We start from the raw sequence: 14,754 nt of genomic DNA, 5'->3' as shown, positions 1-14,754 counted from the left end.
CTGGGGTATGGTAACGGCTGACAGCCGTCCGAGCGCAAGTTTCTATCCGTCACGGACGAGTTCGAACGAATACCGGTTCGGCAAAATGCAAAGAAAACTGAGTGATCGTTCGGGCGGGTTCGATGACGTAGTGGAGTCGGAGAATCGGCGGCCCGGCCGGCACCGCGGGGGTCGAGGGGTGGACGGGGCAGCAGGGACACCGATCGCCGGGAGGAGGTCACCGAAACCGATAGGGCGAGTGTGGCCGTCGCCGATCACTCGACGAGTTCTTCGACGTACTGGTCTTCCCACTGGCGTCGGTCCTCGAGTTCGCGCTGACCGCGCCGGGTGACGGTATAGAAGTTCGTGCGCCGGTCCCGGGTACCCTTCTCGACGAGGCCTTTGTCGACGAGCGTGTCCAGGTTCGGATACAGCCGGCCGTGGTGAATCTCTTTCTCGTAGTACTTCTCGAGTTCCTCCTTGATCGCGAGGCCGTGGGGTTCGTCGAGGCCGCCGATCACGTACAACAGGTCGCGCTGGAAACCGGTCAGGTCGTACATATCTACGTATGGATAGATAAGAAAGACAAATATATCTGTCGAATATGAATGTCACGGCTATCTCGTGACGGTCAGTCGTCCGGACAAACCTGTCATTCATACAACCATTCCTGTCACAGCCGTGACGACCGACGGTCGCCGCTGGTATCGGGCCGGACGGGCGACCACTCTCCCGACGCCGCGTTCGTGACCGCCCGACGGGGGCGGCCGGCCTCGCTCGAGGGATCGCAGGCCACTTAGCCCCACCGCGAGAACCCACGGGCATGCAGATCAACGACCGGGAGCAACTCGAGGGTGGACGCGAGCGGGTGACCCTCGTCCCGGAGAGCGTCGACGACCTCTGGCACCTGCAGTACGTCCTCGAGCCCGGCGACCGCGTCGCGGGGGATACGACCCGGCGGATTCAGCGCAACGACGACCAGATGCGGGACACGGGCGGCGAGCGCGAACACATGTGGGTCGCCATCGCCGTCGACGATATCGAGTTCCACCGGTTCGCCAACCGCCTGCGGGTCGGCGGCGAGATCGTCGCCTGCTCGCGGGAGGACCAACTGGGCTTTCATCACACGCTGAACGTCGAGGAGCGCGACGAGATCTCCATCGAGAAGCGCTTCAAACCCGATCAGGAGGCCCGCCTCGAGGAGGCCGAGGAGGCCACCGAGAACCCCGACGTCGCCATCGCGACGGTCGAGGAGGGGAAAGCCCACGTCCACACGGTCGCCCAGTACGGCGCTGAGGAACGGGCGACGATCACCGGGCCGACGGGCAAGGGGGAGTACGCCCGCGACCGCTCGGAACTGTTCGCCGAACTCGCGGACGTGCTGAAGCGCCAGGACGCCGACGCGATCATCCTCGCCGGACCCGGCTTCACGAAGCAAGACGCCTACAAGTACGTCGAGGACGAGGTCCCCGAGGTCGCCGAGAAGGTCACGATGGTCGACACCGCGAGCGTCGGCGACCGCGGGGTCCACGAAGTCCTGAAGCGCGGTGCCGTCGCGGACGTCCAGCAGGAGACCCGCATCGAGCGCGAGGCCGAGTACATCGACGAACTGACCGAACGCATCGCCCAGGGTGCGAAAGCCGCCTACGGCCCCGAGGAAGTGAAACAGGCCGCCGAGTTCGGCGCGATCGAGCAACTGCTGATCCTCGATGACCGTCTGCGGAAAGAGCGCGGCCCCGACGGCGAGTGGGCCGTCGACGTCGACGACATCGTCCGCACGACCGAGCAGAAAGGCGGCGAGGTGACCGTCTTCTCGAGCGAGTTCCCGCCCGGCCAACAGCTGTCGAATCTCGGCGGGATCGCCGCACTGCTGCGGTACCGACTGGAGTGACTGGCCGCATCGAGGCGGGACCCCTATCGCCGCTGCCGGCCCACCCGCCCGTTTTCGTGATCGTTCGACGCCGAACACTCTCCAGTCGTATCACGTTGGAGAGAACACTCTCCGGTCGTGTCACGTGGGATCGGTTTTTATCGCGCTCCTCGAGGTGGCGAGAGGCATGCGCAGGCGAACGGTCAGATTCGGTATCGCGGTGATCGTGGCGTCGCTCCTCCTGGGGACGATCGCTCCGATCGCCAGCGCGCAGTCGGAGACGGGTATCGGCGGCGAGGTCGTCGTCGCGGACGGCGAAACCGTCGACAGTATCGAGGGCATCGCGGGGAGCGTGACCGTCGAAGAGGGCGGCACGGTCACCGGCGACGTGAACGCGTTGGCGGGCGACGTTCGCATCGGGGGGACTGTCGAGGGCGACGTAAGCACGGCTGCCGGCAACGTCCGCGTTCTCGGGGAGGTCGAGGGGGACGTCGCCGGTGCCGCGGGCAACGTCGTCGTCGCCGAGGACGCGACCGTGGGCGGCTCGCTCGAGGCCGGTGCCGGGACGGTGCAACTGGACGGTACCGTCGAGGGCGACGTGAGCGTCGGAGCGGATACCGTCGTCCTGGGGGACGACGCCTCGATCGCGGGCGACCTGCGCTACGGCGGCTCGCTCGAGGGCGACACCGACGCGGTCGCCGGCGAGGTCACCTACGACCCCTCGCTCGGCCTGGAGTTGCTGCCGACGATCCAACCGTTCACGGAGTGGCTGTTCGCGCTCTACACGCTCGCGCTCAACCTGCTCCTGGGGGCCGCCTTGCTCGTGCTCTTCCCGCGGTTCTCGAGCGGCGTCGCCGAGCGGGTGGCAGGCGACCCCGTTCGGACGGGCGTCGCCGGCCTGGTCGCGCTCGTCGGTGTGCCGATTCTACTGATCGCCATCGCGATCACGGTCGTCGGTATTCCGCTGTCGGTCGCCGGGGCATTCCTGTTCGCACTGGTGGCCTGGATCGGGCTGGTCTACGGCCGGTTCGCCGTCGCGGCCTGGCTGCTCGGGGCGATCGACGTCGACAACCGTTGGCTGGCGCTGGTCGTTGGCCTGGCCGGCGCGGCAGTCCTCGTCCGAATCCCGTTCGTCGGGGGGCTGTTGAACCTGGTTGTGTTTCTCCTCGGGCTAGGGGCGCTCGCGATGGGCCTGTACGATCACCGGCGGCGTCACCGCGTCGAGCCGAGGGGTCGGGCGGTCGCCTCCGACGGCGGTTCACCGCCCGCCGGGGACGAGTGATCCGCGGTCAGCCCCGCATCTCCGCGTCGACGGCCGTCCGGACGGCCCGGGCGAGGCCGAGCATCGCGACGAACGTCCCCGCGAAGGTGACCGCTGCCAGCATGAAGATCCCTACGATCACTGCACCTGCCTCGCCGTAGCCGAACAGCGACGCGATCACGAACCGGTAGCTGAGGAAGACGAACAGTGACCCCGCCGCGACGTAGATCGACGCGCGCCAGTACGCGCCGTACTCCTCGGGCGACAGTTCCATACGCCGACGTGTGTCCGCCCGGGTCAAAGGAATAGCGAACCGCGCCGTCAGTCGCTCCTTACCGCATCCCGTCGACGATCCGGCGCGCCACGCGAGCGCCCGTCCGTCGATCGACCGCTCTGGCGTCGAAGACCGCTCGAGCGCTCGCGGCCGCTTCCGGATCGGCCTCGAACGACAGGTCCGGGTAGACGACGTCGGTGAGCACGAGCGGTTCGGGTGGCGCGGGCGCGATGCCCTCGTGACCCGGGAGCGGGTCGGGTTCGAGGGCGCGGTCGACCGTCTCGAGGGACGCGTCGCCGGTTCCCACCGCGTGGATCAGCGAGACGAGCCGGCGGACGAGTTCGCGCGCGAAGCCGCCGGCGGTGACGGTGAGCACGAGGTAGTCCCCGTCGCGGACGGCCTCGATGGCGGGCGAGCGCTCGGTGTTGCGCTCGTCGGGCGTGAGGTTGTGGAAGTCGTGGGGGCCGGAGAGGCGGTCGCAGGCAACTCGCACGCGATCGTCGTCGACCGCGTGCTCGGCGGCGATCGGTCGTCGGCGTCGGCTCGAGTCGCCTTCGTTGGGCGGCGCGTACAGGTGATAGGTGTACTCTCGGCGGACGGCGTCGTGGGTGGCGTGAAAGCCCGCGTCCGGTTCGGCGACGGCCCACGCTCGGACGTCGGGGGGCAGTTCGGCGTTGAGCGCCCGCGGCGTGAGCCAGTCGGGCGCGTCGAAGGCGACCGTCTGGGCGAGCGCCGAGACGCCGGCGTCGGTCCGGCCCGCGGCGGCGTAGCCGTCGGGTTTGTCCGCATCGGCCGGGAGCGCTCCCAGGTCTCGAAGCGCGTCGAAAACGGCGTCCTCGACGGTCGCAACGTCGGGCTGACGCTGGAAGCCCCGATACCTGGTGCCGTCGTAGGCGATCCGGAACGCACGGGTCGGCATCGACTCGAGCGTGGGACGCCAGCGTGTTAGACGCATCGACCGCGGGCGACGACGGGGGTTTGCCAGTGCCGTCGATCCCCCGATCGAGGCCGTCTCTTTCCGCCCGTCGGCTTATCCCGGGCGGGGGCGAAACGGCCCCGATGAGCCGCCCCGTCCTGATCGATACCGATCCAGGCTGTGACGACGCCGTGGCCCTCCTCCACGCGCTCGAGCGCCCCGATCTCGAGGTCGTGGGTCTCTCGACGGTCCACGGCAACGCGCCCGTCGCGGAGACGACCGAAAACGCCAGAAGAATCCTCGAGTTGGTGGGTCGCACGGACGTCCCCGTCGCGCGCGGTGCGGACCGACCGCTGCTCGTGGACCTCGAGACGGCCGAGCACATTCACGGCGAGGGTGGCATTCAGGGCGACCTGCCGGAACCGACCGCAGCGACCCGACCGATCGACGTCCACGGTGCCCGATTCATCGTCGAGCAGGCTCGCGCCCACACCGGCGACCTCGTGCTCGCGGCTATCGGTCCGCTGACGAACGTTGCGCTGGCGCTGGCCATGGAGCCTGCACTGCCGGACCTGCTGGACGAACTCGTTTTCATGGGTGGGGCCGCGTTCACCCGCGGCAACGTGACGCCGCTCGCGGAGGCGAACGTCCACTCCGATCCACACGCCGCGAAGCGCGTCGTCCGGGACGCCCGTCCGACGGTCGTCGGCCTCGACGTGACGCGCCGAGCGACGCTACCACCCGAACGCATCGACGGCCTCCCGCGGGACGATCCGCTGGGCCGGTCCATCGACGCCTGGCTCACCTACTACGGCCCCGAGGACCTCGAGCGCAACCGCATCGACGCGGCCGCGCTCCACGACGCGCTCGTCCTCGCGGCCGTCGCCGACGACAGGGTCCTCGAGACCGACCCCTACCCGCTCGAGGTCGGAGCCGACGACGGCCTCGCTCGTGGCGCGCTCGTCGCCGACGCCGACGGCGTGACGGGCCGGGAGCCGAACGGTCGCGTCGCCGTGGCGGCCGACTACGAGCGGTTTCGGGCGCTCGTCGGTGGCTCGCTCGAGCGGCTGGTAGAACGAGTTGACGTCAGCGTTCCGGAGTGACTGCCCCCGTCATCTCCCACGAGCATGACGGAGGGCTCGAGGCGCGTCCAACGCGTGGCAGTCGAGGCGACGGGCACGAGTGTCGGTGACGTTTGGGAACTGCGATAGCGGTAGGTTGCCTTCTCGAGTCACTCATAGCGTTCGACCTGCTCGAGAACTTCCCAAACGACTCTACTGGGCGTCGTCGATCCAAACTCGTACGGTTCGTAGCTGTACTCTTTTCCCGATGAGCGTTCCTGAAAGTGTCCCCAGCCGTCGACGTGGGGGTTCGGTTCGTGATGCCATCCACAATCGCCGTCGTCGTAACTGAAATGAAAGACGAACTCCGAGCGATCGTCGCGACGCTCTCCCGCGAACCACCGAGCAGTGAGCGTCGCTTCTTCGGTGTCGATCTCGAGTCGATCCGTCGCGATCTCAGCAACGATCTCCGTGAATTGCCCGCTTGGAAAGCCCTGCGTCGAGACGACGACCGGGTGACGCTCGAGCTCCCGCTGAATGGCCCGCAGAGCCCGGTGTGACGCTTCACCGGGGGAATACGATCGATCACCGACCATGCCTATGCGTTGGCCCGATAGTCCCGACTGTACGTCGAGTAGCGCTCGATCGCATCCTCGACGACGTCCAACCGATACTCGAGAAGCTCCCAGTCACTGGCTGTCTTCATAATATCTCTCGTCTCAGTTGCGTTCTCAGTGGTTGCAGCTACTTCTCTGAGGTCTGCTGGCCCGTCGACGCCATACTCATCCTGCCACTGCTCGATTCGATCCTGCATGTCTGCCTTCAGTTCGATGAGTTCATCGTGATCGTGTTCCTCGAGGAGGTCTCTGAGCGTTTGCATCCGCGTGTGTAGAGGGTCAGGGGAGTACACGGTTGATCTCCCCTCCGTGCTCTCTAACAAGATTCCCATCTCGACGAGCCGGTCAAGATGCTCCCGTGCCGTGTTCTCAGCGACGTGGGCCTCCACAGCGATCTCCTGAGCCGAGGTTGGTTCCGACAGCGTCCCGGCCACGGCCCTTACACGATCGAACGCACTCGTTTCTTCCGTCCACGCGTTCACGCCGGGTGGGTCCTCGCTCATTACAGGTGCGTGTTACACCTGCAACTCAATAAATTTGCTCGAGGATAGCATATGTGTGTTTGCTCGTCTGTAGGTACTTGATCTCGTTCTACCTGTCGTCTCTCCCGAGCGTGACGGACGGCCAAAAATCGCCACACGCGCATCTACCGGTCGTCGTCCGATCGCGGCTGAATCCGCTCCCAGTCGCTGGGGCGGACGGGTCCCTCGAGTAGCGGGTCGTCGGTCTCGCGCATCCACGCGAGCAGTTCCTCCCGGAGGCGGTCGCGGACCGCTTCGAGGTCCGGATCGTCCGGGGCCGTCTCCATCGACGCGTCGGCGTTCCGGGCAGCGACGGCGAGGTTGTCCACCTCGAGGGGGTCGTTCTCGAGGTCGAACAGTTCCTCGTAGGGGCGTTGTTTGCCGTAGAAGTCCTCGCGGACCTCGCGGCCGGCGTCGCTGCAGTAGATGTCCGTCGTCAGGTAGACCTCCGGCAGGGGCCAGAAGTTGCGGACGTACTTCCAGCGCTCGGTGCGGATCGCCCGGATCGGGTTGTACCGATCGTGCCAGGTCATCCCGGCGAACAGTCTGTCACGGGGTTCGTAGCCGTCGGCATCTCGGCCTTCGAGCAACAGCGGTGCGACGCTCTGCCCGGCGATGGGCTTCCCGCCGGTCTCGACGTCGGGGATCGGCGCGTCGGCGACGTCGAGCAACGTGGCGAAGACGTCGACGTTGCTCACGAGGTCGTCGACGACCCGGCCACCCTCGACGGCAGTCGGGTGAGCGAGGACCAGCGCGGCCTCGATGCCGGGATCGAAACACGTGCCTTTCGCGCGGGGCATCGCCAGCCCGTGTTCGGTCGTGAAGACGACGAGCGTGTCGTCGGCGCGGTCGACCGCCGCGAGCGCGTCGCGGACCGTTCCGACGGCGTCGTCGATCGCGTGGAGCATCCCCTGCATGCCCGCGATGTCCGAGCGGATCCCCGGGCGATCGGGGAGGAACTCGAGGGGCTCGACGCTCTCGGGATCCGGCGCGTCGTACCGCTCGCCGTCGAAGCCGAAGCCGCCGTTCTCCTCGACGCGGTGGAGTTCGAAGAAGCCGACCGAGGCGAAGAACGGATCGCCGAGTCCCTCCTCGGTCACGACGCGCTCGAACTCGTCGGCGACGGCGCGCGCTCGAGACGTCTCGTGAACGGCGGGGTCTCTCTCGGCTGTTAACGGCTGGTCGGTGTGGATGCGATCGTAGCCCAGCCGATCGGGATACTCGGTCACGTGCTGGAGGCCGAACAGGTGCGTCTCGTAACCCACCTCGCCCAGCAGATCCGGCAGGAACCGTTCGTCCTCGCTTATCTCCCAGTTCTCGTGTGCCAGCCCGAGCAGCCCGTTCTGGTGGGGGTGGCGACCCGTCACCAGGCTCGAGCGACTGGGCGAACACTGGGGGGCGGTGACGAAGTGGCGATCGAAGCGGACGCCGTCGGCCGCGAGATCGTCGATCCGGGGCGTCTCGACGGCCGCACCGTAACACCCGAGGTAGGTCCCGAGGTCGTGGGTGTGGATCAACACGATACTGGGCGGCATGTCGCCACCGTACGGCTACCGCCGGAGTAAGGGTTCGCACGTCTCGAGTCGGCCGACTGTCGCTTCCTGCGGACAGTTGGGTCGGCCGACCCGTACGGCGATCTGCGTTCCAATATCGTGACGCGACGGCCTGAAATCCCTGCATAATCCGGGCCGGTGACCTTCCGCACGAGGGGCGGAGTGAGAGTCACGCATGGACGATTCCAACGGACGTGATGACGAGTCACATACGACGGTCCGGAACGTGGTTCTCGTGGTGTTCGATACGGCTCGCGCTCGGAGCGTCGGTCCGGAGACGACGCCGACGCTGTGCGAACTGGCCGCCGCGGGAACCGCGTTCGACAACGCCTTCGCGACCGCGCCCTGGACGCTGCCTTCTCACGCTTCGTTGTTCACCGGAACTTACCCTTCCGAACACGGCGCTCACGGCGGCCACACCTATCTCGACGACGATCTGCGGACACTGCCCGAGGCGTTTGCCGACGCCGGCTACGAGACCGTCGGCGTCTCGAACAACACCTGGATCACCGCGGAGTTCGGCTTCGACCGCGGCTTCGACGAGTTGCGGAAAGGCTGGCAATACGTCCAGTCCGACGCCGACATGGGCGCGGTCGTCCGCGGCGAGGACCTGCGGGAGAAACTGGCGGCCACTCGACGACGCATTTTCGACGGTAACCCGCTCGTAAACGCGGCGAACATCCTCTACAGCGAGGTGTTGCAGCCGACCGGCGACGACGGTGCCGACCGCTCGACCGACTGGATCGCCGACTGGCTGGTCGACCGCGACGACGATCGACCGTTCTTTCTGTTCTGTAACTTCATCGAGCCCCACGTCGAGTACGACCCGCCGCGCGAGTACGCCGAGACGTTCCTCCCCGACGACGCCGGCTACGGCGAGGCCACGTCGATCCGGCAGGATCCGCGCGCGTTCGACTGCGAGGAGTACGATCTGACGGATCGAGAGTTCGACCTGTTGCGTGGCCTCTACCGGGCCGAACTCGCCTACGTCGACGACCAGCTCGGCGAGCTCCGGACCGCGCTCGAGGACGCCGACGAGTGGGAGGACACCCTGCTGGTCGTCTGTGGCGATCACGGAGAGCACATCGGCGAACGCGGCTTCTTCGGTCACCAGTACAACCTCTACGACACGCTCGTCCACGTCCCGCTGGTCTGTCACGGCGGGCCGTTCACCGACGGTGACCGCCGGCGCGACCTCGTCCAGTTGCTCGACCTCCCCGACACCCTGCTCGAGACCGTCGGCGTCGACGATCCGGCGTTGCGCGAGCAATCCGCCGGCCGCCCCTTCTACCCCGCGGCGACGAGCGACTCTCGGGAGGCGGTCTTCGCCGAGTACGTCGCGCCCCAGCCGTCGATCGATCGCCTCGAGAACCGTTTCGGCGACCTGCCCGAGCACGTCTACGAGTACGACCGCCGACTGCGAGCCGTCCGGACCCGCGCGTCCAAGTACGTCCGCGGCGACGACGGCTACGAACGGCTGCACGACCTCGAGACCGACCCCGGCGAGCGCACGGACCTCTCGGCGACCGAGACCGATCGGGTCCGACAACTTCGTTCGCGTCTCGAGGGTCGGTTCGATCCGCTCGAGGAGGCCGATACCGACGGCTCGGTCGAGATGCGCGAGGGGACGAAAGAGCGGCTGGCCGACCTGGGGTACCTCTGAGCCGTCTCGATACCGGCGAGCCCCACGTGGAAGCCACCCGGGACTATCAATCGTTCACACGGACAGGCGGACTGACTTCTCGGTGCTGGCGCGAGCGGTAGCCGTGCCCTCCCGATCGATCGATTCGGAGACGATTCCCGTACGGACCGCGTTCGACCCGGAAACCGAACGGCTGACGCTCGTGGCCGACGTCTTCCCTGCCACCGTCGACGACGTCCGGGTAGCCGTCGGCTCGAGGCGTCTACGAGTGACGGTCTCCCGCGACGGCAGGTCCCTCGACGGCTACGTCGAGCCGCCGTCGGATCGGGTCTTCACCGACGATCGGCGAGCGTTCTGCAACAACGGCGTCCTGACGGTCGACCTCGGGACGCGCCGCTCGAGGGTCCGACACCCGAGTTCGGCCGCGAGCCGTCCGTAACCGTTCCGCCAGGTCGCAGTCAGCGCTGCCGCGGTAGCCGGCCTTAAGTGGTTCTCGCGGGATCGGTCGACCAGTGACGGCGGACGCGGAGGCGAACGCGCCGTTCGACCGGCGACGGGCCTACGGACTGGTGTGTTCGGCGACGCTCGGGTACACGCTCCTGATGGTCGTCTGGTTCTCGCTGCCCGCGTACCTCACGACGATCATCGCCGACGTCGGCCTCTCGAGCACGGAAGCCGGCGTGCTCGCGGGCGCGGTGCCGGTGACGTACATCCCGCTGGCGCTGTTCTCGGGGCTGGCCGTCGATCGGATCGGCCCGGGCCGGATCGTCGGCGTCGGCGTCCTCTGCTACGGCCTCGGGGGGATCGCCCGGAGCGCCGCGTCCGGGTTCCCGACGCTGCTCCTGACGACCCTGTCGATCGGCGTCGGTGCGACGACGATCACGTTCGGCCTCCCGAAGCTGGTTTCGGTGCTGTTCCCGCCCGAGGAGACGGGTCGGCCGTCGGCGATCTACCTCGTGGGCGCGTCGGCCGGTTCGGCGTTCGTCTTCGCCGTCGGCCGACCGATCCTCGGCCCCGCGCTCGGCGGCTGGCGGCCGCTCTTTTTCTGGAGCGGCGTCGTCGCCGTCGGCTACGGCCTCGCGTGGCTCGCGGTCGCCGTCCGAACCGGCATCGACGACCGGACGGGCGAGGACGGGCTGGCCCTCGAGTCGATCCGCGCGGATCTCCGCCTGGTCCTCTCTCACCGCGACCTCCAGCTGGTGGTCGTCGTCGGGACGATGTACCTGTTTCTCAACCACGGCGTCCAGGGCTGGCTCCCGACCGTGCTCGAGTCCCGCGGGATCGCGGCCGGACTCGCCGGCCAGGCGACGAGCCTGTTCGTCCTCGCCTACGTCGTCGGCGTGCTCTCGGTCCCCGAACTGGCCGACCGGTTCGGCGTCCGGCGACTCGCACTCGTCGGCTGCGGCCTCGTCGCGTTCGTCGGCGTCGTCGGCATCGTCTCGGGCGGGTCCGGACCGCTCGTCGTCGCTGGCATCGTCGTCGCGGGCGTCGGAACCGGCGGCGTCTCGCCCCTCGTCCGGGCGATCCCGCCGGCGCTCGAGGGGATCGGCGCGCGGCTGACCGGCACGGCGGTGGGCTTCATCTTCGCCGTCGGCGAGATCGGCGGCTTCTTCGGCCCGATGCTCATCGGGACCCTCCACGACGTGACCGGCTCGTTCGCCCCAGGTCTCGCCTTGCTCGCGGCGTCGGGACTCGTGATCGCCGGCTCGGGCGCGGCGCTGTGGGCCAGACGACCCTAGCGGTCACTCGAGGTCCATCGTCGCCCCACACGCCGGACAGACGAACTCGGCGTCGACGTCGGACCCGACCCGCATATGATCGCACTCGCAGTCGGGACAGGAGACGTCGCGATCCTCGAGCACCGGAATCCGACTGATCCTGACGTCGTCGCTGTCTCGCGGCGCACCCAGCGCGAGCGCGACGACCGGGTCGCCGCCGTCGTTGCGGCCGGACTGGAACTCGCCGGGCGCGAACCGGATCGCCTCGTCGGCGGCGACCCGAATCTCCTCGAGACCCCCGTCGCTGGCTTCGTCGGCATCGCTCTCGCTCGCTGTCTCGTCCGGAGCCTCCACCTCGAACGTCGCCTCTCCCGCGAGGACGACGAAGATCTCCTCCTGGTCGGCGTGGGCGTGGACGGAGCCGCTGAGCCGTTCGCCCGGATCGAGGACGTATCGCGTGATCGCGACGTGTTCTGCTCCGAGCGACTCCGTGAGGGGACGACGATCCGTCTGCCAGTCGCCGTCGTAGGGCTGGGGATCGACGGCGTCGAACGCGACGTGTTCCATACCGGTCGTTGGATGGCTTCGCTCAAAGTGATTGGTCCGGTGTCAGAACGCGGTGTTCGCGGGGCAGGAAACCGAACGCCGGCACACGCGCCCTGAAGGGTTATCGGCGTCGTCGGTGTCGAGCGCCCATGGTTACGGCACCGCGAACGAACGCGCTCCGGCGAACCCTCGCGGACGGGGACGTCGCGCTCGGCATCCTCGAGAACGCGTACGATCCGACGCTCGTGGAGTTCTACGGCGAGTGCGGCCTCGATTTCGTCTGGATCGACCTCGAGCACGGCGGCCCGAGCCCGTTCGACGGCGACCGACTCGAGGACCTGCTGCGGGCGGCCGACGTCTCGGGGACGGAACTGCTGGTTCGCATCCCCGAACCCGACCCGGGGATGGTTCGCAAGGCGCTCGACGTCGGCGTGCGCAACCTCTTCGTCTCCCGCGTAGAGACGGCCGACGACGTGCGACGGGCCGTCGAGGCCGCCCGGTTCGAGTTCGACGGCGATTCCGGGAAACGCGGCTTCGCCAGCCCACGAGCGAGTCGCTGGGGGACGACCGACGACTACGCGGGTACCGAGGACGAGGAGGTCGTCGTCGGCGCGACGATCGAGAGCCCGGCCGCAGTGGCGAACCTCGAGTCGATCCTCGAGGTGCCGGAGCTGGGATTCGTCTTCGCTGGCCCGCTCGATCTGGCGGTCGCGACGGGCCACCCCGGGGAACCGGACCACGAGGAGGTCGCGGACCTGATCGAGGAGATCCGCGCGACGACGGTCGAGACCGACGTGCCCCTCGGCGGCCTGGGCTTCGGGATGGACGACGTCAACGAGAAGGCCGATACCGGCTACCAGTTGCTGAACCTGGGGAGCACGACCGGCGCGTTACAGGGCGTCGTGCAGTCGTGGTACACCGAGTATCGGGGCGAACGCGACTGACGGGAGCAGTTACTCCTCGCTCGAGTCCCGTCGGGCCGGCGGGGTCTTCGAGAGGAGTTGTCCCCAGCGATCGCGCCGGTCGGCGACGCGTCGGTACGCCCGCTCCCGCAGCCGTTCGTAGTCCTCGAACTGCCGGAGAAAGTCGAGGACGTCCGCCGCGGGCGCGAGTTGCTCTTCGAGGAGGTCCGTTCGGCGGATCGCCTCCTCGATCGACGCCCCGCAGGAGTAGACCCGCTCGTCGGTCACCAGGTGCGAACAGGACTCGTATTCGGCGGGCAGTCGCACTCGCAGGTCGGGCGGCAGTTCGCTGAAGCCGACGATCCGGAGGTCGGTACGGTCGGCGAAGCGGTCGGCCCACCAGGTACAGAACCCGCAATCGTCGTCGTAGACGAACGTATCGCGCTCCATACCGGAGTCACGGACTCGAGTCCTATAGGTGTCAGTGCGTGCCGGTCGGACGCGTCGGATTCGCCCGCGTCACCCGTGCTCTCCGTCTCCGGCGAGGGGGTCGATCCGTCGAAAGGATCTTGAAACCCCTCGCGCATTCGAGGGTATGGGCAGTTCGGCCGCGTCGCTGTCGGAACCGCAGGTGCTGGCTCACACCAAAGAGCGGCTGTTCCCCGAGACGGAGTCGTCGTACGTGGTCGCCGACACCCAGTTCGCACAGCGGGAGTGGCTGCCGGGGCGGCCGGTCGACGACGCGGTCCGCGAGGTGCTCGCGCCGTTCAACCACGTCCGGGTCGGCGGCGGCTACCCCGACCTCGTCGGCGTCGCGCCCCTCGAGTCGGAGCTACTCGCGGTCGATCGCCTCGGCGACGAGCCGCCGTTGGTCGCCGTCGAGGCCAAGGGGTACGCGAGCGGAGGCGTCGACACCGAACGCGGGATCGTCCAGGCACACGACCGACTCCACGAGGCGAACGCGGCCTACGTCGCCGCGCCGACGGCCGCCATCTCGGGCACCGACCGGACCCTCGCACGGGAGCTGAACGTCGGCGTGCTCGGCGTCGACGCCGGCGGGGACGTCGCCGTGCTCGAGGTCCCCCGTGTCGTCGGGAACACGACGACGGGCGAAGCGAACGCGATCCGCTTCCAGGCGAGCGCACAGGGCGTGGCGGACCAGTCGTTCGGCCTGAACCATCCGAAGAACTACCTCGGCTATCCGCTGGCGCAGTACGCCGACGGCGAGACGGCGTCGCTGCTCGACGAGTACGACGTGGTGGGTGCAGTCGAGGACGCGCGACGCGGCGCTGCGTTTCTGGGGTTGATCACGGACGGCCCCCGGGTGGAACTGACGGGACTCGGTCGGGAAGTCGTCCGGTTCGCTATCGACCGCTGTGGCTCGGTGACGGCGGCCCTCGAGGAGTTCGCGGACTGGTACCGTTCCCGGAAGCGGTTCGTCGACCTCGCGCCCGCGTGGGGCCAACTCGCGAGGCGCGTCGTGTTCGCGTATCCGGCGACGGAACTGCTCGTCGAGGAACTCCAGACGATGCACGACGACTGGAACGCGGAGCCGACCCTCGTCGAGCTGGTGACCCACATGCACGAACTCCATCCGTCCTTTGCGGTCGAGCTGTTCGTTCGCGGCGACGAGTCCGTCCGGCGTCGCGTTCTCACCGAGGACGGCTCGTTACGCCGGGACGCGCTGACCGACGGCGAGATCTACCACGCTCCGACCGTGTTCCAGCTGAAGACGATGCTGTATCACACCGGGATCCTGGCCGACAGGGGCACCGAACCCCATCGCCTCGAGCCGACCGACGACGGCTGGGCGCTCCGGGAGCCCGTCTAGTGCGACCCGGTTCGGTCGTTCTCGAGTCCGGAGACCGTCACAATACCCTATATCGATCATGTA

16 protein-coding genes are annotated in these 14,754 nt (G+C 68.0%); 9 read left to right on the top strand and 7 right to left on the bottom strand.

Features of this window, described 5'->3' with window-relative positions; translation table 11 throughout:
• Positions 1-254: 254 nt before the first annotated feature.
• Positions 255-539: a PadR family transcriptional regulator gene (locus tag TX79_RS11555; RefSeq protein WP_049927594.1), complete on the bottom strand. Its 285-nt coding sequence runs from the start codon at positions 537-539 to the stop codon at positions 255-257.
• A 263-nt stretch (positions 540-802) separates the two neighbouring features.
• Here TX79_RS11555 and TX79_RS11550 point away from each other — a divergent pair, with 263 nt between their 5' ends.
• Entirely contained in the window at positions 803-1,870 is a 1,068-nt protein-coding gene (locus TX79_RS11550) for an mRNA surveillance protein pelota (protein WP_049927593.1), read from the top strand.
• A gap of 166 nt (positions 1,871-2,036) precedes the next feature.
• Positions 2,037-3,131: a bactofilin family protein gene (locus TX79_RS11545; RefSeq protein WP_049927592.1), complete on the top strand. Its 1,095-nt coding sequence runs from the start codon at positions 2,037-2,039 to the stop codon at positions 3,129-3,131.
• 7 nt (positions 3,132-3,138) lie between these two features.
• Here the strand turns inward: TX79_RS11545 and TX79_RS11540 are convergent, their stop codons facing one another.
• The gene (locus tag TX79_RS11540; RefSeq protein WP_049927591.1) at positions 3,139-3,384 is read right to left on the bottom strand and encodes a hypothetical protein; all 246 of its coding nucleotides are present in this window, start codon (positions 3,382-3,384) and stop codon (positions 3,139-3,141) included.
• Positions 3,385-3,442: 58 nt separating this feature from the next.
• On the bottom strand, positions 3,443-4,303 hold the full coding sequence (truA, locus tag TX79_RS11535) for a tRNA pseudouridine(38-40) synthase TruA (RefSeq protein WP_049927590.1): 861 nt from the start codon (positions 4,301-4,303) through the stop codon (positions 3,443-3,445).
• A gap of 140 nt (positions 4,304-4,443) precedes the next feature.
• Between truA and TX79_RS11530 the strand changes: the two genes are divergently transcribed.
• Both TX79_RS11530 and TX79_RS19335 read left to right on the top strand, forming a co-directional pair.
• The gene (locus TX79_RS11530; RefSeq protein WP_049927589.1) at positions 4,444-5,403 is read left to right on the top strand and encodes a nucleoside hydrolase; all 960 of its coding nucleotides are present in this window, start codon (positions 4,444-4,446) and stop codon (positions 5,401-5,403) included.
• A gap of 278 nt (positions 5,404-5,681) precedes the next feature.
• Positions 5,682-5,921: a hypothetical protein gene (locus TX79_RS19335; protein ID WP_154660510.1), complete on the top strand. Its 240-nt coding sequence runs from the start codon at positions 5,682-5,684 to the stop codon at positions 5,919-5,921.
• 38 nt (positions 5,922-5,959) lie between these two features.
• Here TX79_RS19335 and TX79_RS11520 read toward each other — a convergent pair whose 3' ends face one another.
• Entirely contained in the window at positions 5,960-6,481 is a 522-nt protein-coding gene (locus tag TX79_RS11520; RefSeq protein WP_049927588.1) for a DUF7342 family protein, read from the bottom strand.
• Positions 6,482-6,624: 143 nt separating this feature from the next.
• Positions 6,625-8,034, bottom strand: a complete 1,410-nt coding sequence (locus TX79_RS11515) for a sulfatase family protein (protein ID WP_049927587.1) — start codon at positions 8,032-8,034, stop codon at positions 6,625-6,627.
• A 193-nt stretch (positions 8,035-8,227) separates the two neighbouring features.
• Between TX79_RS11515 and TX79_RS11510 the strand changes: the two genes are divergently transcribed.
• The 3 genes from TX79_RS11510 (at position 8,228) to TX79_RS11500 (ending at position 11,433) form a co-directional block, all read left to right on the top strand.
• Positions 8,228-9,715 carry a sulfatase gene (locus TX79_RS11510; protein WP_049927586.1) on the top strand — a complete coding sequence of 496 codons (1,488 nt, stop codon included), beginning with the start codon at positions 8,228-8,230 and terminating at the stop codon, positions 9,713-9,715.
• A gap of 103 nt (positions 9,716-9,818) precedes the next feature.
• Positions 9,819-10,133 (top strand): Hsp20/alpha crystallin family protein, encoded by a 315-nt coding sequence (locus TX79_RS11505; RefSeq protein ID WP_230198570.1) that lies wholly within the window; start codon positions 9,819-9,821, stop codon positions 10,131-10,133.
• Positions 10,134-10,206: 73 nt separating this feature from the next.
• Positions 10,207-11,433, top strand: coding sequence for an MFS transporter (locus TX79_RS11500; protein WP_049927584.1), 1,227 nt, complete (start codon positions 10,207-10,209; stop codon positions 11,431-11,433).
• A gap of 3 nt (positions 11,434-11,436) precedes the next feature.
• Here the strand turns inward: TX79_RS11500 and TX79_RS11495 are convergent, their stop codons facing one another.
• On the bottom strand, positions 11,437-11,979 hold the full coding sequence (locus TX79_RS11495) for a cupin domain-containing protein (RefSeq protein ID WP_049927583.1): 543 nt from the start codon (positions 11,977-11,979) through the stop codon (positions 11,437-11,439).
• Positions 11,980-12,107: 128 nt separating this feature from the next.
• Between TX79_RS11495 and TX79_RS11490 the strand changes: the two genes are divergently transcribed.
• On the top strand, positions 12,108-12,902 hold the full coding sequence (locus TX79_RS11490) for an HpcH/HpaI aldolase family protein (RefSeq protein WP_049927582.1): 795 nt from the start codon (positions 12,108-12,110) through the stop codon (positions 12,900-12,902).
• A gap of 9 nt (positions 12,903-12,911) precedes the next feature.
• Here TX79_RS11490 and TX79_RS11485 read toward each other — a convergent pair whose 3' ends face one another.
• Positions 12,912-13,310, bottom strand: a complete 399-nt coding sequence (locus TX79_RS11485) for a DCC1-like thiol-disulfide oxidoreductase family protein (RefSeq protein ID WP_049927581.1) — start codon at positions 13,308-13,310, stop codon at positions 12,912-12,914.
• A 145-nt stretch (positions 13,311-13,455) separates the two neighbouring features.
• Between TX79_RS11485 and TX79_RS11480 the strand changes: the two genes are divergently transcribed.
• Positions 13,456-14,691 (top strand): hypothetical protein, encoded by a 1,236-nt coding sequence (locus tag TX79_RS11480; RefSeq protein WP_049927580.1) that lies wholly within the window; start codon positions 13,456-13,458, stop codon positions 14,689-14,691.
• Positions 14,692-14,754 lie beyond the last annotated feature (63 nt).

Origin of the sequence: Halopiger goleimassiliensis, assembly GCF_000455345.1 — an archaeon.
Taxonomy (GTDB): Archaea; Halobacteriota; Halobacteria; order Halobacteriales; family Natrialbaceae; genus Halopiger_A; species Halopiger_A goleimassiliensis.
The sequence above is the reverse complement of the archived record's forward strand: the minus strand, read 5'-3'. Positions and strand labels throughout refer to the sequence as shown.